Annotated in this window: 16 protein-coding genes; 11 read left to right on the top strand and 5 right to left on the bottom strand. The window is 43.2% G+C overall.

Annotated features, from left to right (window positions below; all coding sequences use genetic code 11):
- Positions 1-459 precede the first annotated feature (459 nt).
- Positions 460-1,065 carry an exopolysaccharide biosynthesis protein gene (locus tag ACXAGK_RS15805; RefSeq protein WP_474856959.1) on the top strand — a complete coding sequence of 202 codons (606 nt, stop codon included), beginning with the start codon at positions 460-462 and terminating at the stop codon, positions 1,063-1,065.
- 19 nt (positions 1,066-1,084) lie between these two features.
- Here ACXAGK_RS15805 and ACXAGK_RS15800 read toward each other — a convergent pair whose 3' ends face one another.
- Together ACXAGK_RS15800 and ACXAGK_RS15795 are read right to left on the bottom strand one after the other, a co-directional pair.
- On the bottom strand, positions 1,085-1,996 hold the full coding sequence (locus ACXAGK_RS15800; RefSeq protein WP_474806254.1) for a LysR family transcriptional regulator: 912 nt from the start codon (positions 1,994-1,996) through the stop codon (positions 1,085-1,087).
- A gap of 55 nt (positions 1,997-2,051) precedes the next feature.
- Positions 2,052-2,402: a rhodanese-like domain-containing protein gene (locus ACXAGK_RS15795; RefSeq protein WP_474856958.1), complete on the bottom strand. Its 351-nt coding sequence runs from the start codon at positions 2,400-2,402 to the stop codon at positions 2,052-2,054.
- A gap of 189 nt (positions 2,403-2,591) precedes the next feature.
- On the opposite strand from ACXAGK_RS15795, the gene ACXAGK_RS15790 reads away from it, so the two are divergent.
- Positions 2,592-2,903: an ArsR/SmtB family transcription factor gene (locus ACXAGK_RS15790; RefSeq protein ID WP_474806257.1), complete on the top strand. Its 312-nt coding sequence runs from the start codon at positions 2,592-2,594 to the stop codon at positions 2,901-2,903.
- A gap of 75 nt (positions 2,904-2,978) precedes the next feature.
- Here ACXAGK_RS15790 and ACXAGK_RS15785 read toward each other — a convergent pair whose 3' ends face one another.
- Positions 2,979-3,731, bottom strand: a complete 753-nt coding sequence (locus ACXAGK_RS15785) for a PRC-barrel domain-containing protein (protein ID WP_474856957.1) — start codon at positions 3,729-3,731, stop codon at positions 2,979-2,981.
- A 202-nt stretch (positions 3,732-3,933) separates the two neighbouring features.
- Positions 3,934-4,290 (bottom strand): MaoP family protein, encoded by a 357-nt coding sequence (locus ACXAGK_RS15780; protein ID WP_474856956.1) that lies wholly within the window; start codon positions 4,288-4,290, stop codon positions 3,934-3,936.
- Positions 4,291-4,689: 399 nt separating this feature from the next.
- Between ACXAGK_RS15780 and ACXAGK_RS15775 the strand changes: the two genes are divergently transcribed.
- From ACXAGK_RS15775 to ACXAGK_RS15745, 7 genes are all read left to right on the top strand, one after another.
- Positions 4,690-4,857, top strand: a complete 168-nt coding sequence (locus ACXAGK_RS15775; protein WP_474806263.1) for a hypothetical protein — start codon at positions 4,690-4,692, stop codon at positions 4,855-4,857.
- Positions 4,858-4,983: 126 nt separating this feature from the next.
- Complete coding sequence (locus tag ACXAGK_RS15770; protein ID WP_474856955.1) at positions 4,984-5,814, top strand: LysR family transcriptional regulator; 831 nt, start codon at positions 4,984-4,986, stop codon at positions 5,812-5,814.
- A 72-nt stretch (positions 5,815-5,886) separates the two neighbouring features.
- Positions 5,887-6,237, top strand: a complete 351-nt coding sequence (locus tag ACXAGK_RS15765; RefSeq protein ID WP_474806266.1) for a DUF2750 domain-containing protein — start codon at positions 5,887-5,889, stop codon at positions 6,235-6,237.
- 165 nt (positions 6,238-6,402) lie between these two features.
- Entirely contained in the window at positions 6,403-6,636 is a 234-nt protein-coding gene (locus tag ACXAGK_RS15760) for a DUF2789 domain-containing protein (protein WP_014949810.1), read from the top strand.
- 69 nt (positions 6,637-6,705) lie between these two features.
- Positions 6,706-8,094, top strand: a complete 1,389-nt coding sequence (locus tag ACXAGK_RS15755; protein ID WP_474856954.1) for a ribonuclease J — start codon at positions 6,706-6,708, stop codon at positions 8,092-8,094.
- A 245-nt stretch (positions 8,095-8,339) separates the two neighbouring features.
- Entirely contained in the window at positions 8,340-12,512 is a 4,173-nt protein-coding gene (locus ACXAGK_RS15750) for an EAL domain-containing protein (protein ID WP_474856953.1), read from the top strand.
- Between the two features lie 217 nt (positions 12,513-12,729).
- Entirely contained in the window at positions 12,730-14,409 is a 1,680-nt protein-coding gene (locus ACXAGK_RS15745) for an AMP-binding protein (RefSeq protein ID WP_474856952.1), read from the top strand.
- Between the two features lie 211 nt (positions 14,410-14,620).
- Here ACXAGK_RS15745 and ACXAGK_RS15740 read toward each other — a convergent pair whose 3' ends face one another.
- Entirely contained in the window at positions 14,621-15,274 is a 654-nt protein-coding gene (locus ACXAGK_RS15740; protein WP_474856951.1) for a dUTP diphosphatase, read from the bottom strand.
- Between the two features lie 638 nt (positions 15,275-15,912).
- Between ACXAGK_RS15740 and recC the strand changes: the two genes are divergently transcribed.
- Both recC and recB read left to right on the top strand, forming a co-directional pair.
- Positions 15,913-19,530: an exodeoxyribonuclease V subunit gamma gene (recC, locus tag ACXAGK_RS15735; protein WP_474856950.1), complete on the top strand. Its 3,618-nt coding sequence runs from the start codon at positions 15,913-15,915 to the stop codon at positions 19,528-19,530.
- The gene (gene recB / locus ACXAGK_RS15730) at positions 19,527-23,363 is read left to right on the top strand and encodes an exodeoxyribonuclease V subunit beta (RefSeq protein ID WP_474856949.1); all 3,837 of its coding nucleotides are present in this window, start codon (positions 19,527-19,529) and stop codon (positions 23,361-23,363) included. The genes recC and recB overlap by 4 nt, the downstream gene beginning before the upstream one ends.
- Positions 23,364-23,384 lie beyond the last annotated feature (21 nt).

Below are 23,384 nucleotides of genomic sequence, written 5' to 3'. Positions count from 1 at the left end.
TTTAAAATATGGAATAAAATCAATGTTATAGTTTTATCATAAACAGCAAGGAAAAATAACTAGATACCTAGTTTTGATCGTTTATTTCCAAGCGTTATGTTGTATAGGTCATGTAACACTACATTAGCATTTAAGTAACTCACCTCAAGCATGTAAGCTTAATTCAGCGAACGACTGTTTAATACTTCGTTTCCACTATTTGCTCTAACCGGGTTTCGATCTATCAAATACAGTCTGAGTGTTACCTATTTACAAACGACTGCAAAAAGTATTCCCATTACCTTATGAATTGTGTGTGCATAGAGCTATGGCACATTTTTCGCACAATTTGTTGGGGGAGCAATTTTATAATTGGTGGAAAGAGTAGATAAAATTTACCGAAGGTTTGCGCATAGTAGGTCCGCATTTGCTCTCTGAAATTAGGGGATTACAGCTAAATTTATGTCAAAGGAATTGAAAATGTGGGCAAAAACAGCTGAGAGATCAATGACCTTAACCGAGCTGCTGACAAAAATGCAGCCTCGGGCTAGTCAAAATTTATTTTATTTTGCAGACTTTTGGGAAGTAATGGAAAAACGGGGATTTGGCCCGATGCTAGCGCTTCCTTCCTTTATCGCCTGCACCCCTATAGGCGCTATTCCCGGTGTACCTTCTTTAACCGGTGTGACGATTTTACTTATTGCATTGCAAATATTACTCGGTAGCAGACATCCATGGTTACCTCAAAAAGTTATGGATATACATTGCGATGCTGATCAACTACGCCATATAGTGGAAAAAATAAAACCCTATGCGGCTAGTGTTGACCGATTTCTCGTTCCCCGTTGTTTTTTTATGAGACAGCCCGTGTTCCGCTCTTTAATTGCATTGAATTGTGTGGGCTGCGGCTTGGTAATGGTTCCGTTAGAGCTTATTCCCTTTATGGGTCTTATTCCCGCATTGGCAGTGTTCATTATGGCGGTTGGAATGGCTACAGACGATGGTGCAGTAGCCTTGATAGGTGTAACAATCTCGTTGTTTGGATTTGTGTTAGGCTTTCAACATTTGCCTGCAGTGGTGAGCTAATGCGCGAGCTACTTATACATCAATCAAGCATAAACTCAGAGGTAGGCAAGTTCATTGTTTGGTACCTCAGTTCTCCCATAAATGCGCGTGCCGCTGGGCCTAACGTGTCTCCATCTTCGAAAGAAAGATAGAGAAGGGCTTTTCTCAACGCCGCATTGTTATCCAAAGGAAGCGGTACTAACGTACCATTTTCTAATTCATCCTTGATAATGGCTATAGGTAGCCATGCAAATCCTAATCCTTGAGCGATGATATCTAAAGATGTTCTCACGTGACTCACTGTCCAGCGCTGTTCTGCACCCAGCCAACCCACATCCGCCTTGCGCTCTGCAGATGAGTCGCGAACGACAATCTGACGATGAGTTTTAAGATCCTCTAAGGTAAGAGTTCTATTTAATTGATGCAAAGGATGTTTAGCATGAGCCACCGCGGCGAACTCGATTTCACATAAGTCTTCGCTAAAACCATTCGGAAAGACAAAGGGAGAAATGCCCAAATCTACTTTTCCGCTACTTAATAACGCGTTAGCTCCGCTAAGGACGGTTTCCTCTATTTCTATGCGTAAGAGAGGAAACTCTGCAGAGACTTTGGCAAGCACGTTATACAATAACTCAGAAGGGAAAATAATATCCACAGCTATACGTAGTGTTGTTTCTGTTCCTACTTTTAAGCTACTTGCTACCGCTTCAAGCTTGTGAGCTTCGTTAAGCAAAAACGAAGCGCGGCGATACATGAGCTCACCCTGCGGAGAAAGCTGTACTTTACGGCCAATATTTTCAAATAGTGTTACACCAATGGCATTCTCAAGTTTTTGAACAGCGTGATGAACACTAGATTGACTTTTATGTACTTCTGCAGCTGCTTGATTGAAACCACCAGCATCAACAACGGCTTTAAACATACGCCATTGTTCGAGTGTAGATTTAAGCATACGACGCCCTTAACCCGCTTTATGGGCTACTTATAGCATAGACTGATTATACAAGTCACTTTTCAAGAGCGAGGTTAATAGATGATACAGGACACGTTACTACTGATACGTTCTCGTATCCCATAAGCATTAATTGCTCAGCGGCTAATTTGGCACGAACGCCAGATGCACAATGAATGTAAAGCGGTGTAGAGGCATCTTTGAATTTCTCCAGTGCTTTCATCTCGAGCACGCCTCGTGGAATGTTGTGGGCAGAGGGGACTGGCTGGCTCGCTGCTTCATTGCTTTCCCTGACATCGATGAGAGCGCCATTATTGTGCACTAGCTCTTCTGAAGCTTTTTCTGCAGTGACGCATCGAATATCGAAACTGATGTTCTCAATCCGAGTTTTAATATCTATTAGCATAATACTTTCAATTGATAACAACTTTATGTAATTAAGATAAGGTTAATCTAATGTAAGGATCGAATCTCAATAAAACAATATGAATTACCGGAATTCGTCGCATATAATGGCAAGTCGGCAAAATGTCTTATACTTTAGTATAATTAATAGCTAAATTATTGCCAGAAATGTTAAAGAAAGGAAGTGCTTATGTCTGAAGATATGGTAATAGGTTCAGAGGATATAATGGAACATGCGGTGGAAGCTGAGATCTTCCTTAAGCAATTTGCGAATAAAACACGTCTTATGGTGCTTTGTTCATTGTTGAAAGAGGAAAAGTCGGTAACCGAGCTTTTAGAAGTAGTCAATGTTTCACAGCCCGTGATTTCTCAACACCTTGCGCTATTGCGAGAGTCGAAAATGGTAGCTACGAGAAGGGAAGGGCAAACAATTTACTATCGACTAGCGGATGAACGTGTCAAACGACTTATTGCGCTTATGGACGAATTCTTCTGCAAGTAACTTTTTCGTATCCATTATTACAACGACAATGTCCGTGCCAACACGGACATTATATCGTTTAACATTTATTCAAATTCAAATCTTAGACGATTTATCCAGTTGCTTTCTCAAAAGGGCAATGTAGTCCTCTTCTGCAATCCTATCACTATCAACCTCTGGTCTATTGACCAATTCGTCATGACTCAGGTTGACCGCAACACAGTGTGCCGCCCAATCGATATTTTCAATGTCTCTCGGTAATAGCGCAAGATGTTTACCGCCTGGAAGCCAGTTATTGGTATCAACCACTAGCATCACAATTTTCCAACTTCGCGTGTCGATTATAAAATTGCTTATGTGTCCAACGTTGTCGGTAGTCGTAGCAACCTCATAACCTCCCACTTCGCCAACAGCCCTCAAATGATTACTCGTTTTTTCAGGGTGAAGTGTTTCGGATTCTTCTGCTTGCTGTAATTCAACGAGCTCATTGGGATGTGCAAATTCTCCCCATGCCCCTGGCCCAATCCAGTAGTAGCCGTAACCAAAGTACTTGAAGAGGTTTTCTTCATACTCTCTAGAAACGGGCTTATGTTCATCAATTGACGGACTATTCTTTAACTTTTTAACAGTCATATTTACGTGAACAGTGTCATCACTGCTATCTAGCTCTGTCACAGCGATAGGAGAAATAACAACTTTTCTGCTAAGAGGAAGCCACGTATTTGTATCTGCAACCAAATAACGTACGGTAAACGTTTCATCGTCAAAGAGAATATCGCGAACACCGCCTACCTTGTCATCAACGGCGTGAATAGAAAAGTGAGTAAGCTGTTTTGAACTAATGATCATCGTTGCGCCTCCTTTGCTAGGGCTCTTTGTATAGAGTGACAGTTACCATTAGTTAATGTCACTCTTTAATACTCTAAGTGTAGACAGTCCTTAACCTTTCTTCATTTTCTTCTTGCATAGCCTTGATTGAGATCATTTATCATCTAAAACAAAAAAAGCTCGCCTGAGCGAGCTTTATAATGTGAACTGGTATGATTTTAACTTAGGCTACATCAAATTCTTCTTCAGAGTAATCATCATCGTATTCTGATTGATTGCTAGCGCTGCTGTGGAGGGTATAAAAGTGTTTTTTCCCTCTTGCCAGCCTGACATATTTTGCCCACGCTTTTTCAAGGTTATTCACTGCTTCAACTTTGCCATTGATGAATGCAACGAAATGTTGCTCATCTTCACTTTCTGGCGAAAGTTCACCGCTTTCAAGGCCTAATAAGGTCTTGCCATAGTTAGTTAAAAGATCTGCTTCAGTGATACTGAAGTCACCTGATTTACGAAAGCCATAGGGAAACTTTTGACGGTCAATATATGGTTTTGGAGATAGTCGAATAGCTAAACTTTTCATGTTGTACCCAACGTATTGTTTTGTTCAGCGCACTTTTAAAATAAATAAAAATGAAGATAAAACAAAAGATTTTTCTCTTATCAATAAAAAATTTTTTAACGGGTTAAAAAGTAACGGAGACTCAGAGGAATATTCTTGCAAATGGGCCTTTTTAGAAACTGTTCGCAAAAGATTTGTATTCTTTAAATGCATGAAAAATAAGAGTATATCCGAATTTTTTTAAAGGGTTGCTGTTGTGGGCGTATTGTCACAAAAATGACATATGGATTAGCAAAACACGCATGTGAGAAAGCAGCAAAGATATCATCAAAAATTCTTGTCGCTACGATGATTAAAATTCGTTTTCTATTTTTCGGCTTAGGATGATAATTAAAAAGTGTTAACAACCCAGAGAAGTCAATGAGTAAAGACTATCGTTACCAGCGTGATGAATGGGACTCGGTAGAAGAGGAAGATCTTCACGCAAAGAAAACAAATTCTAAACGTCATAGCTCTGTAAAAGTAAAACAGAAGCGTGACTTGCAACGTCGTGAAAAGCAACGACGTTTGCATCAAGAAGAGTATTAATTAAGCGAGTTGATGAATTTTTAATTAAGCGCACCGGTTATAGTGGTGCGCTTCTGTGCATTTGTATTTACTTACCGTATTATCTATGTCAGTTTAGAGTCATATCAATTCGGTTGTAAATTAAGCATGGATATACGCTTTCTCACCACTTTTATAGAGGTGACAAAAACACGTCACTTCGGTAAAGCCGCTGAAAATCTCTACCTTACTCAATCTGCCGTTAGTGCTAGGATAAAGTTACTTGAAGAGTATTTTCACACGACGCTTTTTATTAGGCAGCGCAACAGTATCCAACTTACGCAGTCCGGAGAAAAGTTGCTTCCCTACGCTAAGCAATTATGCGCCACACTCAACGAAGCCAAACAAGAGCTGCAAATACAGTCATCTGAGTATGTAGTTTGTGGAGCGACACAGCTCGCCAGTGAATTGCTATTGCCTACAATGCTAAGCCATCTTCACAACTCATTTCCTGATTGGTCTGTAAAGGCAGAAGTCTTGACCCTAGATACTCTTTCCCGCCAACTGCACGAAAGAGTTACAGACCTCGCTTTTTCTACAGAGCCACTCAAATCTGAGGAAGTAAATAGCACAGTTTTGATGGAACATGAAATTGCACTCTATCGTGTTGGAAAGAATTCGGATGCTGTTAATGCCGCTGATTTTGTAGCAATTGACTGGGGTACTAAGGCTAGGGACTGGCTTCTTACCGCCTACCCGCAGCTTCGCGATGCAAAATTAAGGACCAATTCGTTAAATCTTGCTCTTAACAACTTACTTAGCGAAGGTGGGGTAGCCGTGCTACCCACTAATATAGAAAAACAGATACCAGCCAATGTTAACGTGACTAAAATTGCGACCCTTGAAAACGTATCATTGAAATTATACATACACAGTATGAAGCAAATACGGCGTGTTGGCCTTGACGAGATTATAGACAGCGTATCTACAGTAAGTTAAATGCAACCAATAGGTTTTGCGCGAGTGCCACTATATATGGCACATAAATGACAGAATTAAAAAGAGAGTACTATGTCCCAAATACATCCTTTACTAGAAAAAAACGCATTTCAGCGCTTAGAAGCTAGCTTGGAGACGATTAAATCCGAAAAAAAATTGTTTATCCTTAAAGATGAACACGGTTGTGTCATGCTAACCACTGACGAAGAAGATGGTGTGCCGGTTTGGCCAGACGCTGAACTTGCGCTTTTGTGGGCCACAGAAGATTGGGCACACTGTGAAGCAATGGAACTCACTACAGAAGAATTTTTAACTAAGTGGGTTCCAGGTATGACGCAAGACGAACTCATGGTTATTGTTTGTCCAGTTCCAGCTGAAGAAGGTGAGGTAATTTCACCACAAGAGTTTGCTGAGTACCTTTAATGTATTATTCAGGGCGCTGCAAGTTCAAAAGTTCCGGGTGATCTTAAGCACAGAGCTTGGGGTAGTCATTTAGTAACTAGGTAGAAACAATTGAGCGGTAGTGTAATCAACACGCCACTCGTTGTCTCTACAGCTCTTGTTATTAGATAACCCAAGGGAGGTGTTATGTTTACTGAACAACCCACAATGAACAGCTTATTTAGTCAACTCGGTCTAGGAAGTTCAGATGAAGAGATCGCAGAGTTTTTCGAAACTCATAGAGGGCTAAATAAAAGCCAGCACTTACACGAGGCGCCGTACTGGAATGAAAGCCAGTCCGCATTTCTCAAAGATGCTATCGTAGAAGATGCAGCATGGGCTGAGGTTATTGATCAGCTCAATGCAGAACTACACGAATAATACTATTTAGCAGGCATCTACCGCATTCGTGGCTTATTTCTAATTTTTTGAAAAAAGGCAGTATACGCTTTGTTACACCCAAACATTGATGATTTGTGGTTTGTCCCCTTAGGGGGGACAGGCGAAATTGGTATGAATCTGAATTTATACGGACACAATGGTCAATGGCTGATGGTAGATTGTGGAGTATCATTTGATGAACCCCTCGTCCCGGCGTACAAAAGCGACGATTCGGTTGGTGGCAGCACTTCGCCTAAGGGTGCTAAGCATCGAGTAGTAGCGCCTGACCCAACTTTTATAGCGAAGCAGAAAGATTCATTGGCCGGCATTGTGATCACTCATGCTCATGAGGATCATGTGGGCGCTATCCCTTACCTCTGGGAACGGTTTCAAACGCCGATTTTCACTACCCCATTTACTGCTGAGGTACTAAGACGCAAGCTAGCTAGGAGCAAGCTTGCGAATCGAATCCCCATCGTTGAAGTAGACGCTGGTGACACTCGGCAAATAGGCCCTTTCAGCGTGAATTGGTTGGCTATTACACATTCTTTACCTGAGCCCTTCGCACTTAAAATTGAGACACCCGCAGGCACTGTTTTACACACTGCTGATTGGAAAATCGACGCTAACCCCATCACTGGATTGCCCTTTGATGTAGACCTTTACAAGCAGTTAGGTAATGAAAATATCCTTGCGTTAGTAGGCGACTCTACTAATGCACCTAAGCCTGGGTTTTCTATCTCTGAACGAAATTGTTATGACGGCTTACTCAGTACTATTTCCCCGCTTAAAGGCAGGGTGGTTGTGGGGTGCTTCGGCAGTAACATTGCAAGACTTGTTTCATTGGCTAGGGTTGCTAAAAAAACTAAGCGCTACATGGCGCTTTATGGACGTTCACTGTTAAACATGTACGGCATTGCAAAACAGCAGGGTATCTGGCCCGATGATTTACCGATAACCGACCCTCAACACTTGGGTTATTTGCCCCCTCATGAAGTTTTAGCAGTAGCAACGGGAAGTCAGGGCGAGAAAAATACAGCCTTAGCCCGCCTGGCTCGCGACAACCATCCACATTTAAGTTTGGACAAAGGCGATACTGTTATATTTTCATCCATAATTATCCCTGGTAACGAAGAGAGTGTAGGTCGTATGAGTAAGGCGTTGTCGGCAAAAGGCGTTGCGGTGATTCATAGCGAGGACAGTTCCTTGCCTATTCATGCCAGTGGCCACCCTTGCGCAGAAGAGTTAAAACTTATGTATCACTGGGTAAAACCTAAAATTGCTATACCGGTGCATGGTGAGCATGAGCATTTACAGGCACATGCAGATATTGCTAAGGCGTGCGGGGTTAAGAAACACTACGTGGGACAAAATGGCGATTTATATCGGTTATCTCCTCAGCCCAGCATTCGCCGCCAAGTTGTTCCAGTGGGGCGGGTGCCAGTTCAACAAGACTAAACTTTTCGAAAAAAGTAGGGTAGAAAGAAAAAGTATTTGCATAATTTAATCATTCTTTAATCCTTTTAAGACTTACTTTTTGCGTTATTAAACTTCTTGTCGCTAGTGTAATTAGTTTATTAATATCAATGCGATACCAGTATCTTAAGGAAGTGTAAAAACCTTCTTTTGAAATTGCCCATGTTTCGAACATTCTGGTACACTTAATTGCATAATAAAAATTTAAATTATGCGAACAACTTGTGATGAAGTTTTTATCCTACCTGATTCTTTTGGTTTTTACTTTTTGTACTTATGCAGAAGCTTCTCCACGGCTTACCAATCCAGTTTTCCAATCGCTCTCGACAAAAAATGGTCTGCCACAAGATGTCGTTAACGACATTGCAATAAGTGATGATGGGTTTGTATGGATTGCCACAGAAGGTGGGTTAGTGCGCTGGGACGGCGTTAGAACAAAACGGATAACAGATTCATCTAACACGCTACTTGATTCGTCAGTTTACAGATTAGCGCTGCAAGGCTCTGAAGGACTTTGGTTTAGCATTTTCGGAAAAGGCAATTACTATCTAGATTTAGCTACTCAAAAAATCGTTCAAATAGAGCCTACGAGTTACTACGATATTGAAGGTGTGGTTCAACACGCCCAGACATTTCATTGGTACACCAAAAATAAATTGGTCATTGCGCTTCAAGAAGAAGTTCAGCTTTTCGATACTGAAAAAAATAAATTAACGAGTATTGCTAAGCTACCTACCGAGCTTTTAGAAAATAACCATATCATTCGCGCTGCTATTACTATCGACGACATTTTGTTGATAGCAACATCCAAAGGCGCTTATATAAAAAATATACACGATACAGAACAGCCGCTGGTTAGCCTAGATTACTTAGGTGAAACACTACAGAATATTGACAATATTAACGCAAAATTTCTGCTGTTGGATAAGCAAAATAGAGTATGGATTTCGACGGTGCTTGGCGTATTCGTCACACAGAAAGAAGACTTTTTAGCGCAAGTGAATGGCGTTAAAAGGAATGTATTTGAACAGGTAGTTCCTGATAGGAATGTGTGGACTATGGTTCAGCACAAAGACAATGCGTTCTGGCTGGGAACTAATAAAGGCCTGTATCAACTAGTCAAATCTTCAGAAGGTTGGGAGAGCGAACACATTTTAGAGCCTAACAACGGGTTCACTGAAATCTCAAATAAAAAAATTTCAGCAATAGCGAAAGATGAAGCTGATAACTTGTGGATGAGTTCCGTCTACGCAGGCGCGTTATATTTTGGCGTTAAAAGTGCTGACATGTTTACTATTCAGAACGAGCGAGCGGGAGCAGACAGCACATTAACCAGTCATATAGTGTGGACCTTCGCGGAAACCGAGCCCAATAAAGTATGGATAGGTACTGACAATGGGCTAAATCATTATGACTTCACAACAAAAACATCTGACAAATTTCTTTATTCTGACAACAAAGTTTATGGTAAGGGAGTGGTAGATAAACTTATTCCGCTGCAAAACGGAAAGTTATTCGTAAGTACTTATGACGGCATCCGACTCTTCAACCCGAAAACAGAGGAATTGTCTCGCCCAGAAGTACTTAGTGGAGGAGATAATGCTGTTTTTGATACTTATGTCCCTGGCATGGTTCTATCTAATAACGATGTTTTATACTTTATTGGATATGAGGGCTTTTTTAAGTATGACGTAAATAATAAAGCAATCTCTCCACTTAATTTAGACTCACGAGTTTTCGATATCAATTTCTCTTACGGCTTTATAGGGCAGTCTTCCTATCACAATAATAGGTTGTTCTTGGCTACCAAGGGAGGCTTGTGGTTAATAGATCCTGAGACTTCGCAACATGAACTTGTTTATCGTTTCCCAGAGTCGCAGCGCGGAAACGAGCGCTCAATATCATCTTGGGTCATTGACGATATGGGCGTACTATGGCTTGCCTATAGTGGGGTCGGTTTAATTGGCGTCGATGCCGATACATTCGAACCCCTATACAATTTAAACGACACCAATATTCTGTTATCAAACATAGTTTACGGGCTTCAAAAAGATGAGTTTGGGAACATCTGGTTTAGCTCGCATAAAGGCCTTCACCGGTACGATCCTTCCACTGCACAAATCAAGAATTTCATATACGGTCGTGAGTTAAGTGTTTCTGAATTTAATCAAGGTGCTTCATTGAAGCTTAATGACGGAAGGCTCGCCTATGGCTCAACAAGTGGTGCCGTAGTATTTTCGGCCTCCCAGCTTGAAAGTTTAGATACAGAGAGGAGTTTACTTAGCAAACAAACGGCTATAACTGAAGTTGCCGTAGACAATCGCGTTCTTAGCCAGCCCTTAAAAAACTTAAGTGGTCACCATTTTAATCTAGATTATGAAGACTATGGCTTAACCATTCACTTTTCTTCACTCGCGATGTCTGGAATAGGTAAAGTTAAATATTACTACAAGCTTCTTAATGGTGAGCGTGTAGTAACAGAAGGTGTTACCGACGATGCGAAAGTAACCTTTACTAATATTGAGCCTGGAGATTATGTGTTCACCGTGGCGCCGACGCCAGGTAGCTTCGAGTTTAACGTATTGCCGGCAGAAATAACGCTCTCCATGCCTTATGCTCCACTTCGTTCGCCACTGGCTTACTCCTTATATGCCACGCTTGTTTTTGGCCTTTTAGTGGCTTATTTGCTCTCTAGACAACGTCATTTGTTTAGGCTTCAGAAGGCGCAGCAACAGGTTACCCTATTTAGCGATGCGTTTAGACAAACTCGGGACTGGGTACTCATTTTTGATAAGAATAAGCGTTTGGTTGCCGCGAATCCCGCCTTCGAGCAAGTGTTTGGATTTAATAGCAGGGAGCCACTACCTAAACAGTTATCTCGTCTATACCTGCGTTATCCCAACCTTAATCGTCACCTTTCGGGCAAGTTGCCGGAAATGCAAGGCGGTGATTTTTGGAAAGATGAAACCGTTATTGATGGTGCTGACGGTAAGCGTTACGACGTTTTGATAGATATAACAGCGGTAAGTGGCGAAACTAATGACGCAGAACACTATCTGATTGTTATATCTGACATCACCGAGCAAAAAAATGCAGAACGCAAGCTGCTTAAAATTGCCACCTACGACAGCCTTACTGGTTTGGTCAACAGGACGTTATTACTCGATAGACTTGAGCACGCCATAGGGCTTGCGCGTCATCATGGGCATCGTGTAGCTGTGATGTTTGTCGACCTAGACAGATTTAAAGGCATTAATGATAGCCTTGGTCACGATTATGGTGACAAACTTTTGCGCATTGTTGCTAATAGAATGCGAAACCTGGTGGCAGAGTCGGGTACGGTTGCGCGTCTTGGTGGCGATGAGTTCGTGATTGTTATTGAAGAGGTGGGCGCCGACGATGATTTAAGTTCATTTGTAGCGCAAATTATTGAATCGGTAGAAACACCTATTTCATTGGCTGAAGAAGTGCTTCGTGTATCTTGTAGTATTGGTGTTGCTTTTTACCCAGAAGATGCGTCTGAACCTGCCGAGCTTATCAAGCAAGCTGATGTTGCTATGTACAGCGCTAAAAAAGATGCGTTGAGCGGTTTTACTTATTTTACAAGTGATATGAATGAGCGAGCAAAAACACGCTTGCAGATAGAAAACAAAGTAAAACGCGCTTATTCAGATGACTGCTTCTTTAATCACTACCAGCCCATCATAGATGCAAGAACTAATAAAACAATTGGGGTAGAACTACTGCTTCGAGGAAGATTAGACGAGGAGCCGCTATTCCCCGACCAGTTCATTCCTGTTTTAGAAGAGCTTAAATACATCATTGAAGTGACCCGGCAAGCCATGCGCCGCGCAGCTGAAGATTTGTCTTTGTGGTATGAAAAAGGCTTTGACGGTTATGTGTCAATAAACCTATCTGCCCTGCACTTTAAAACTGAGTTCGACTTAAGCGGGGTACTAAGCCTGTTAAGCGAGTTTGGTTTACCAAAAGAGGCATTTAGATTTGAGATAACGGAAGGCGTATTGATGGACGATAGCGATAATGCTTTGCGGCAGATTGAGCGGTTCGTAAAAGAAGGCTTTGTTTTAGCGTTAGACGACTTCGGAACTGGATACTCATCGCTAAGCTATTTAAAACGCTACCCGTTATCGGTACTAAAAATTGATAAAAGCTTCGTTAATGAAATGGCACCGGGTAATGCCAACGAAGCCCTAGTAACAACGACCATAGCGCTTGCAACGAGCTTAAAGATGAGTTGTGTTGCAGAAGGCGTTGAGACGCAGGCACAGGTTGACGAGCTTATTGGAAAGGCCTGTTACTTCCATCAAGGCTATTTTTACGCAAGGCCATGCACGGCAGATGAAATAGTGCCCATTCTGTTTAAAAAATGGGCTGAGTGACCGTATCTAGTTTCGGCTTTTAGCGTTAAACAATCATAAAGAGTGAAAAGCCGAATGTATAAAAAAACTAAATTTAGCGCTCAAATTGTTGTTATTCATCGCAAATAATGTAAACGCTTGTTTAAAAAGCTTGTTTTTCAATAAAAAATAAGGCTTATTAGAAGTCTGTGAAATCATTGTAAAAATGAGCTACATTATAACAACATATGAGTGACTTATGCCGCTAGACATGACAGTAAACGCAAATACCACGGAAGTAATAACATCGCCATTAAGTATGTTGTACCACTGGGAAAAAGAACGTGGCAACGACGTATTTCTTACGCAGCCAATTAACGGTGAATATCACGACTACACTTGGAAACAAGTTGCGGAGCAAGCCCGAAAGGTGGCGGCACGTTTACGTGAGCTAGATTTCCCACAAGGCAGCCGTATTGGTATCTTTTCTAAAAACTGTGCAGAGTGGTTTATTGTCGACCTGGGCATAATGATGGCAGGTCACGTGTCGGTACCTATTTTCTCTACAGCCGGCCCTGATACGGTTCAGTATGTGCTGAAACACGCTGATGTAGAGTTGCTGTTTGTAGGAAAGCTTGATAATACTGCTGAACAGGTAGCTTCAATTCCTTCAGAGTATCTTACTGTTGCCTTCCCTTATCCAAACATTGCTACCAAACAGCAGTGGAAAGAGTTCATGGATATAGCGCCAATTTCTGATTTGCCTGTACCTGACATGAACGACATGATGACAATTATCTACACATCAGGTAGTACGGGGCAGCCTAAAGGGGTAGTCCATAGCTATAATACGGCTTGTTGGGCAGCGCGACGTTCACTGGATCAGTTAGGCATCAACGAAAACGATCGCACTATGAGTTATCTGCCCCTTGCACATATTACAGAGCGCGTGCTTGTAGAACTTTCAAGCTACTATAGCGGTGGAAAAATTCATTTTGTGGAAGACTTAGCGACCTTCCAACGAGATGTAGGTCATTGCCAGCCAACGCTGTTTATTTCTGTGCCTCGCCTATGGACGAAGTTCCAAATGGGCGTATTAGCGAAAATGCCGCAGAAAAAGCTAGATACCTTACTTAAAATACCTATTTTAAACAAAATCGTTGCCAAGAAGATTCGAAATGGATTGGGCATCAATAATGCGCGCCTATGGGCGAGCGGTTCTGCACCATTAGCGCCAGCTGTTATTGAGTGGTTTGCGAAAATCGGTATCTATATTTCTGAAGGGTGGGGGATGACTGAAAACAGTGCCTACGGTACTGGTAGTGTACCTTTCAGGCACGACAAAATTGGTTGTATCGGTAAGCCTTATGACGGTGTTGATATTCGCACATCAGAGGAGGGCGAAATTCAGGTCAAGTCGCCGTGCAACATGCTGGAATATTATCTAGAGCCTGATAAAACCGCTGAAGTTTTCACCGAAGACGGTTACTTGCGTACTGGCGACAAGGGTGTCATAGATAACGATGGCTACGTCAAAATTACCGGACGTTTGAAGGACATCTTTAAAACGGCGAAGGGTAAATACGTAACGCCAGCACCCATTGAAGCTAAATTTATGGAAAACCCTGTCGTTGAACAGGTGTGTGTAACGGGGACTAACTTACCTCAACCGGTTGCGCTTTTGGTATTAAGCGAAGAAGCGCAGAAGAAAGATAAAGCAAGTATTGAAGCGAGCCTTAAGAAAACCTTTGAAGCTATTAACGCTAAATTAGAGAGCCATCAGGTAATGGATCGCGTTGTAGTAATGAAAAACGAATGGAGTATTGAGAACGATTTGTTAACGCCTACACTTAAGGTTAAGCGTCATGTGCTGGAAGACCGCTTCGTTGACATTATACAAGGTAACTACAGCGATAAATTGGTGTGGGTTGACGCGTAAATCGCCCGTTTAGCTATATTTTTCTGACTAGATTAAAAAAAGCTCTGTCCTTAGACAGAGCTTTTTTGTAGTAGCCTTATAAAAACAGTCAGGCGTTAAACAGGCTATTCCTTTCGCACCTCTAGCCTCGACACAGCACTCTCTATTGTAAGCGCCACACGCCAATGCCTAATACACTACTGGGGTTAAGCATTATCGGGCTATAGGAAGTTTAAGAAGGGTAGCGAGCGCGTAAACCTTCGTAGACTAAGTCGCTAAAATCAGGTTTCGTTAAGTCAAGGGCATCCATAACTTCTACTAGGTGCTCATTGTCTTCGCGGCCTTCCCATACTTTAACGTATGTTCCTTCTTTGTAACCGTTATCTTGACGGAAGAAATTAAGAACATTTTTGCCAACATATTGCCGATACAACTCGTCAGCGGTCATTTCGCATTGGCTTACGATAAACATAAATAGTGGAACGCTGAATCGTTTAGCAGCGCACAGACCTGTCATTAATTCTAAATTATCAAGAAGGGACTGGTTAGATGCGTCGTAGTCTTTGCCATCGAAGGTTACTTGGGTATTGCCACTTGCCAGCTCAGACGCAATGCTTTTGGCAGACTCAGTGATATCACCTCTATATTCAATAATGCAGGCACTCAGCGCAAAATGCCAAATATCAACCAGCTCCATTTGAAGCTGCGGCAAGTCTTTCTTCTGTGCTTTCCACCATTTCCAGCCGTGATGCTCAATGGCTTCAACTGACTCAACCATAGCTGCACGCAAGTATCCATATCCTGCATTTAGCCAGTCTGGGTTTACTTTGGCGTTCATTTTATCTTGAAGAGAAAGCATGGTGGCGAGTTGTTGGGCGGTTAACATTGTTGCTCCTGACCGTGAATGTGTAATGCATCTTTTAAAGGCGAAATTGTACTTGAATGACGATGAAGGAGAAACTGCTAAATTTTAGCCAATAATAGTGAAGCATCTTCTTTACTAAGTGCTTGCTTGTGGTGCACTTGCACCAGAGTAAAACCATGACTGATTAGTCATATTTTCGAAATAACTCTAACTTATTGAATTGTATGCATTATAAAGTTGGCATTCTACCTGCAAAACCTAAAGAGTTAACAGTGCTGCCCAGTAGCGCTAACGTGAATGAGTGCCAGGCAACGCTTATTCACGTTGTTACTGAGTAGACCGTAAACCTTACCCATACAGATTTTTCGTGTCCTGAGGTCTGTATGGGTTTTTTTTGTCTAAAAAACGATACTCTTAGTTTTCTCGTACATCCGATACCTAGCTTTCTCCATTACTTGTCACTGAGTTGTTTGGATACGGTTGTTTATACCAATGCTTTAGTCCTTATTTTTATCTTCATAATACATTTGCTTATCTATTTTTTTTGAGAAATAACTTAACTACTTGGCCTAATGCGATACACTTAATTGATAAGTTCGACGATGCGTGCATAGTCTTTATACAGAACCTAATTGCACGTTTTACAAAGGATTTTTCGATTGCTTGCGTTATATCCCTCTAACAAATTAGAACACTTGAGTTTTCTTCTTACCACGCTTTTACGTCAGCAACCCTTGGGGGTATTTACGCCAGAAACTATTCTGGTTGAAAGCCCGGGTATGCAGCATTGGGTTAGTATGCAATTAGCCACCGAACATGGCGTGGCGATGAATATTGACTACCCGCTGCCTGTACGCTTTATGTGGAATACAGCACGCTCGGTACTAGGACAAGATAAAGTACCTAAGCAGTCTCCTTATCGTCGTGAAGTGCTGACTTGGCGCATTGACAATATTCTCCAAGATGACTCACTGATGAACGGTGAAGCTTTTGAGCAAGTAAATAGATATTGGAAAAATGCTGGTAGTGAGCAAGAGCAGGGCCTTCAGCGTCTCCAGCTCGCTACTGCTTTAGCTGACGTGTACGAACAATACCTCTTATACCGCCCCGACTGGCTGTTTAAGTGGGAAGCGAATGAACGGGCTGTATTCGATGATATGGAATTATGGCAAGGCGAAATTTGGCGTATTCTTGCCAAAGAGGAACCGTTGCATCCTGCCCGTTTGCATCAAATGACTATAGAAGCGTTAGGGGCAGGTGACATACCAAATGATCCCGTCAGTCATTTACCTAAGCGCGTTATTGTTTTTGCCATTAACACCATGGCGCCGCAACTAATAGCATTCTTTGACGCCCTCGCACAGCATATTGATATTCATATATTCCACCTAAACCCCAGCGTAAATTATTGGGGGGAAGCGAAAAGTAGTAGCGAACAAGCCAAGCTATTACGCCTGGAAGGGCTTAAAAAATGGATGGAAGAAGACCAGTCCAACCCATTACTTGGCAATCTAGGTAAGCAGGGCAGAGAGCTATTTAATCTTCTTACCGAACTAGACACGTTTGAGATAAGCGCTTTTGATTCGCCAGAATTTGACGAAGAGGTTGGAAACGGTGAGATAGAGCCTACCCGCGGTCTGCTGGACTATATCCACAGAGATATTTTACAAGCCGCTCAACCTGCGCCATTCACTAGCGAACTAAAACAAAATGATGATAGCGTTACTATCATGTGCACCCATTCCGCGCTTCGCGAGGTGCAAGTGTTGCACGACCACCTGCTCCATTGGTTATCCCAAGATAAAACGCGTACCCCTTCAGATATTCTTGTGATGTGCCCGGCGATTGAAAACTATGCGCCATTTGTTGATGCCGTATTTCACAGGGTTGGTACTAAAACCTTAGCTGGCACCGGGCAAGTTAGACTCCCCTGTACCATTGCAGATAGAAGCCCTATGGACGCGGAGCCTCTTATCGCGGCGTTTATGGCGCTTTTGCAGCTACCTGATAGCCGCTTTGGCGTATCGGATATTATGGATTACCTGCAGCTGGATTCTGTACAAAAAAGATTTTTAGTGTCCCAAGACGACATAGAGCAAATGGTGGTGTGGCTAAAACAAGCCCATATCCATTGGGGTCTTAATAGTACCCATAAAACCGCCGTATCAGAGGGCGTTAAACTAGATGAAACGTACAGCTGGTGGTGGGGCATTCGTAGGCTGCTAATGGGCATGTTGGCGCAAGACGCCGAAGTGGTTGTGAGTGACCTACTTACTATTCCAGACGTTGAAGGGCAAAGTGCGCTAACCCTGGGTAAACTTATTGATATAGTGGCAATGCTTGGAGAATTCGCACAAGAGTTAACTGCTCCAAGAACACCAGAGCAGTGGGCTAAAGCGTTAATCGACCTTCGCGATGCGTGCTTTATGCCTATAAAAGAGCAGCAGCAAAGCTGGGATCTTATTGCTAACGTTGCAGCCGATCTTGCAGCACGATGCGAAGAAGCAGATTACCAGCATGAATTATCCTTGCGCCAAGTCCGCGACCTTTTACTGAATCGATTCTCATCACCAGACGCAGGTAACCACTTCATGACCGGTCAGGTCACGGTATGTTCAATGTTGCCAATGCGAAGTATACCGTTTAAAAAGGTATGTATTCTTGGCCTAAACGACAGTGAGTTCCCAAGAAAATCAAGCCCGTTAGGCCTAGACTTAATGGCAGGTGCGAACCGTAGGGTTGGTGATCGTTCAAGGCGTTTAGAAGATAGATATTTATTCCTTGAAGCCATTATTTCAACGCGGGAAAGCCTGTACTTAAGCTACCAAGGCAACGATGTTACCAATAACAGTGAGCGCCAGCCTAGCCTAGTACTGGCTGAGTTTATGGACATGCTTGAAAATAGCTACGCTCTGGCCTTGTCTAGATATCGAGTACATGCGCCGCTTCACCCCTTTAGTGAAGAAGGATTTACTGGCCAATTGCCAAGCTACGAAACCGGTTGGCTTAGACTGGCCGATGCGCTACAGCATACAAAGTCACAGTCTGATAAGGCAGGTGAAGATAGCGACGGTTCTGACCAACTAGCGATGCCTGAAGAGTCATCTAATACGCTTTCAACACAGGTACTTCGACTATCAAATAGCCAAATTGCAAGGGCCTTTAAAGACCCTCTTGAGCACTTTTCTATACAAAGGCTAGGTGTAAACTTGTCACAGTCTTTTACGCTACTGGAAAACAGCGAGCCATTTGAAACCAATGCCTTGCTGCGCTACCAGGTGCTTGATGCCATCTTCTCATCACCTGAACGCAAAATGTCACAAGAACACGACTCAATGTCATACGGTGAACAGGTGATCACTTTTGCGTCACTTAGGGGCGATATTCCCAATAACCCCGTTGCCAGAGATGAAGTTGAAATGTGGAAAGAAGGGGCGTTGGCATTAAGTCAGGCTATGGGGCCCCATGATGCTGAACCTGTAAAGGCGCAGTTCCAAGGTAAATTCATTACCTTTACTACAACTGCCCTCGTTGGTAGCGACGCGTTAGTAGAGCTTTGTGCCGGTAAAATAGACGCCCACCGCGCACTGAGCTTTTTCATCTCTCAATTGATATTTTCATGCAGTGATGACGCAACAAAATACAGCAGTTATCCATTGGATATCTATTCGTGTTCATGGGAAAAGGGCGAAACGGTATTGAAAAAGCAGCGTTTCCCTTCTTATGGCCGAGAAACTGCGGTGAGGTTACTCTTGTTTATAGAACAGCTTTACATGGCTGTTTATACGGCGCCAACGCCAGTGCATTTAAGCTTGTTTGGCACCTTTATGCCCGGCACAAGAAACTCAGAGACTAAGCCCGTAGTTGAAAGCATAAAACCGGATATGTTTAACCATATCCTGTATGCACTACTGCATAGTACAGACATTACTTGTGAAACTGACAAAGCCATTCTTGAGCAAATTCAACAGGTAATTGACGAAGTCTGCCCGTTTGCTGAGAAAGACAGCGACACTACTAGCGAAATAGTAAATGACAGAAACGAAAAAGCGAAACAGATAGTTGGTCAATCTGCCGCACTTTTTAACACCATTGAACTACAGCGTGCGCTAACCGATTGGCAGCAAAGTAACGGTCAGTACAGTGCGGATATGGCAAGCAATCCTTACCTCAACTGGCTATTCCCGCAAGGTGTAAGCTGGAACGATGTCCCGCACTTGAGTGCCTTTGTAATTTTTTCCATGGTCAATAATGCGTCTCAGGAGGAGAAGTTATGAGCCAGAATTCTGTATCCTCTGAAAATTACAAGAACGAGCGACCCCATGCCGAGGCGCAATTACTTGACGTGGTAGCTATGCCGCTAAAAGGGCGACACCTTATCGAAGCAAGCGCAGGTACAGGCAAAACCTTTAACATTACGCGTTTGTACTTACGCTTGCTGTTAGAAAAAAAGCTTAACGTTAAAGAAATATTGGTGATGACCTTCACCAAAGCCGCTACCGAAGAGATTAAGGGGCGGATTGCAGCCACGCTAAGAGAGGCATTGCTTATTTGGCAGCAAGCCAAAGACAACGGCAACGAAATAGACGCTAGCTGCGACCCGGTTTATCAGAGCTTGTTTAATAGCTGCGATCCTGATGAGAGTTTAGCCCTATTAAAAGCAGCGCAGCTGGAGCTCGATGAGGCGTCGGTGTTCACTATCCACGGTTTTTGTCAGCACGTTATTACTCAGCTGGCGTTCAACAGTGGCTTTGCTATGTCGCTCAACTTAGGTAACGATACTAGTGACTTATATCTTCAAGCTGCCGAAGATTTCATTCGAAAAATAAGTAAAAGCGAGGACGATTTCAGGCTGTTGGCAGAGTCTGGTTGGCACACACCTGAAAACCTGCTGCGTGAATTTAACGCCAGCATAAAAAGTACTCTGACCCCATTAATGCTAACTGAGGACGACATTGAAGCTGCTTTTAACAAACAGCTGGATGACGCGCCAAACACGTCTTTGACCTATGCGAAATCTTTACTGCAAAGTGTGGAAGAAAACGAAGGGTTAATCGTAGAGCAGCTTATTAAAACACCGGCTCATAAAAAAGAAAGACCCCAAGAATTGGCTGCGCTTAAAGCATGGTTAGGCTCTTGCGTAAGTGAGCAGCAGTATTATCTCGCACCACCAGAAGCAGAGGCTTTTGTTAAGGGGAATCGATATGCTCGGAATTCTTCAGGCGTAAAGGAAATTTTAACGCCAATTAAGGAATTTGCTGGCGCGCTTAAAAAAGCATTTGCCGAGAAAGATAAAGCACTCGGCAAAGTACCTGTTTTCGAGCTGGTTATCGAAGCTATTGCCTTTATTAAAGAGCGAGTAGAAAAGCAGAAAAAGCAGCTGGGTGTTATCGACTTCGACGACCTTATTCGCATGTTAGCTGATGAGGTTATAAAACCAAACAATACCCTTGTGCCAGAACTTCGCAAGAAGTTTCCAGTCGCGCTCATCGATGAGTTTCAGGACACTGATGCTAAGCAATACGCTATTCTAGACTCGGTATATCCTAATTTAGCTGAAGCTGATGAAAGTGCGCTGCTAATGATAGGCGACCCGAAACAGGCTATATATCGCTTTCGGGGAGGCGACATTTTTACCTATTTAAAAGCCGGTAGGCAGGCGGATTACCGCTGGGTGATGAACACCAACTGGCGTTCAGTGGAAGGTATGGTGAGGGCCTACAATCGACTATTCTACGGTGCGCCGGTGGCATCAGGAGCGCCCACTGATGTATTTGGCTTTGGCATTAACTACAACCCTGTTGAATTTACCCCTAAAGCAGCTGCGGCTAAGACCCCCTTGGTAGACCCTGCTGAAGAGCATAGTGTACCGAAACGCAGTGCAATGAATTACGTGAGCATGTGTTTAGAGGAGAAAGAAAACACTAACATTATGCGGCGTAAAATGGCGCAGTGGATTGCGCAAGAAATTTATCGCTTGTTGAATGAAGCGCATTTTAAAGCGGCGGACGGTCAAACTACGCCAGTAAAACCTCAAGATATCGCCATTCTGGTCAAAGACAGAACCGAAGCAGGCGCTATCAAAAATGTATTACAGCAAAAAGGGCTGGCCTGTGTTTATTTAAGCGATCGCAGTAATCTATTTGCCAGTGCTGAGGCGAAAGACGTGCTTAGGCTGCTTAATGGCATTTGGCATGCAAATGACACCAATAAAGTAGCGTCTAGTTTAGCATCTCCGCTTTGGGGCTATAGCGCAAATACCCTTATCGAACTGCTTTATCACGAAGATGATGCTCAGTGGGATGCTGCTATTGATAAAGTACTGTCCCTGCGCGAGATGTGGCTTCAAAAAGGCTGTATGAGCGTACTGCTGCACTTAATGCAAGACAGCTATCAGCCCCATGCCGACAGTGTGGAGCGGGCGTTAACTAACTATCAGCATTTAGCGGAAGTACTGGAAAAAGCCAGCACTACACATCAGCGCCCTGAGCAACTACTGGATTGGTTGAATAAGCAAATCCACAAGCCAGAAAGCGACGAAGAGCTAACGCTTCGCCTTGAGAGTGATAGTCAGCTTATCCGTCTTATTACTCAGCATGGCTCAAAAGGCCTTGAATATCCTATCGTTTTTGTACCCTATGCCACGGGCTATAAAGACGCGTCAAAAAATGGAAAGGCGACATCGCAAATCTTTACCTATTACGACGAAGAGAAGCAAGACTTGCAGATGCAGCTGGGACAAACGCCACAAGCAATAGCTCGGGTTCAACGTGAAAGCGAAGCGGAAGATATGCGCTTGGCCTATGTGGCAGTAACCCGTGCAGCGCACCGCTGTTACATGGGGGTTGTACCTCTTGCCAACAATGAAAAAAGCGCTTTGGCACGAGCATTAGGCGTAAGTGGGGATAGCGGCGACAACGATTGGCCAAGTGTGTTAAGCAGGGTCGCCGCAGAAGATGCGTCTCATGCAAGCCACATCGATGGAGACGATTTCGAAGAAGTGTATTCAGGCTTTGAGCAAGAAGACGAGCTGCCACAGCTTAGCGCGTTGCAATTTACCGGCACAGCGAGTGAAGAATGGCGGCTGTATTCATTTTCAGCGCTGAGCCGTTTAACTACGGTGAGTACGAGCGTAAACACAACACCAGTAGAAGCTTCAGGTCAAGTACTTCCAAGTGTGCCCGTACTTCAAACCATTCGTGACGAAGAGGTGTACGCGACGGATTCACTTGTGGGGGGAGAAGAGCTGTTAGGCTCAAGCAATACAGATCCTTCTTTAAGCACTACAGCTACAATCAGTAAAAGTGACTTGCGTTTTACGTTGGAAAAAGGTGCAAGCGCAGGTAACTTGCTTCACGATATTCTTGAGAATAGTGATTTTAGTGAGCCCGAATGGGAAGAAGCTGGCAAAGAACTCGTTAAGCGCTTTGGCCTAGATGAAAAGCGCACGCCACTACTTTACGAGTGGCTTGAAGAAACGTTACAGACGCCCTTGTATCCTAAAATGCAACTAAGCATGAGTGATTTACCGTTAGCACAAACCCTGCGCGAAGCAGAGTTCTACTTTCCCATGAACGATACGCAATGGGCTCAGCTTCGCGATGTTCTTGCTCGCCACCGCCAATCTGTAGCTGACGCCATTGGTGGTAAGGCTGAAGCCGCGCCTCAGCTAATTACAACGAAATTACAGGGAATGATGCACGGTTTTATCGACTTGATTTTTGAACATGATGGTCAGTTTTTTGTAGCGGATTACAAATCAACTTGGCTTGGAGATACCTTAGATAGTTACTTACCCGCTGCGCTGTTTCACAATAATCAGCACCACCTATACGATCTTCAATACTTAATTTACTGCTTGGCGTTACATCGCTATTTAAAAAATACCCTGCCTGATTACGACCCTGATGTTCATTTCGGCGGTGTGTATTACCTTTACTTACGCGGTATGCACCCAGAGAACGAAAGGGGGGAAGGGGTGTTTTATACCGATATTCCTTCGTCTTTGCTCATGCAAATAGATTTAATATTTGAAAGTGGTGCTAATAGTGAGCAAAGCGACAATTTAAAAAGTGCAGGCACTACTCAACAGCCTTCAGAACAGCAGTAGTTTAGTTTCGATGACAAGTAG

Source organism: Alteromonas sp. ABM1_013 (assembly GCF_056160505.1).
Note: the sequence above shows the minus strand (reverse complement) of the source record. Positions and strands in the feature narration are given on the sequence as shown.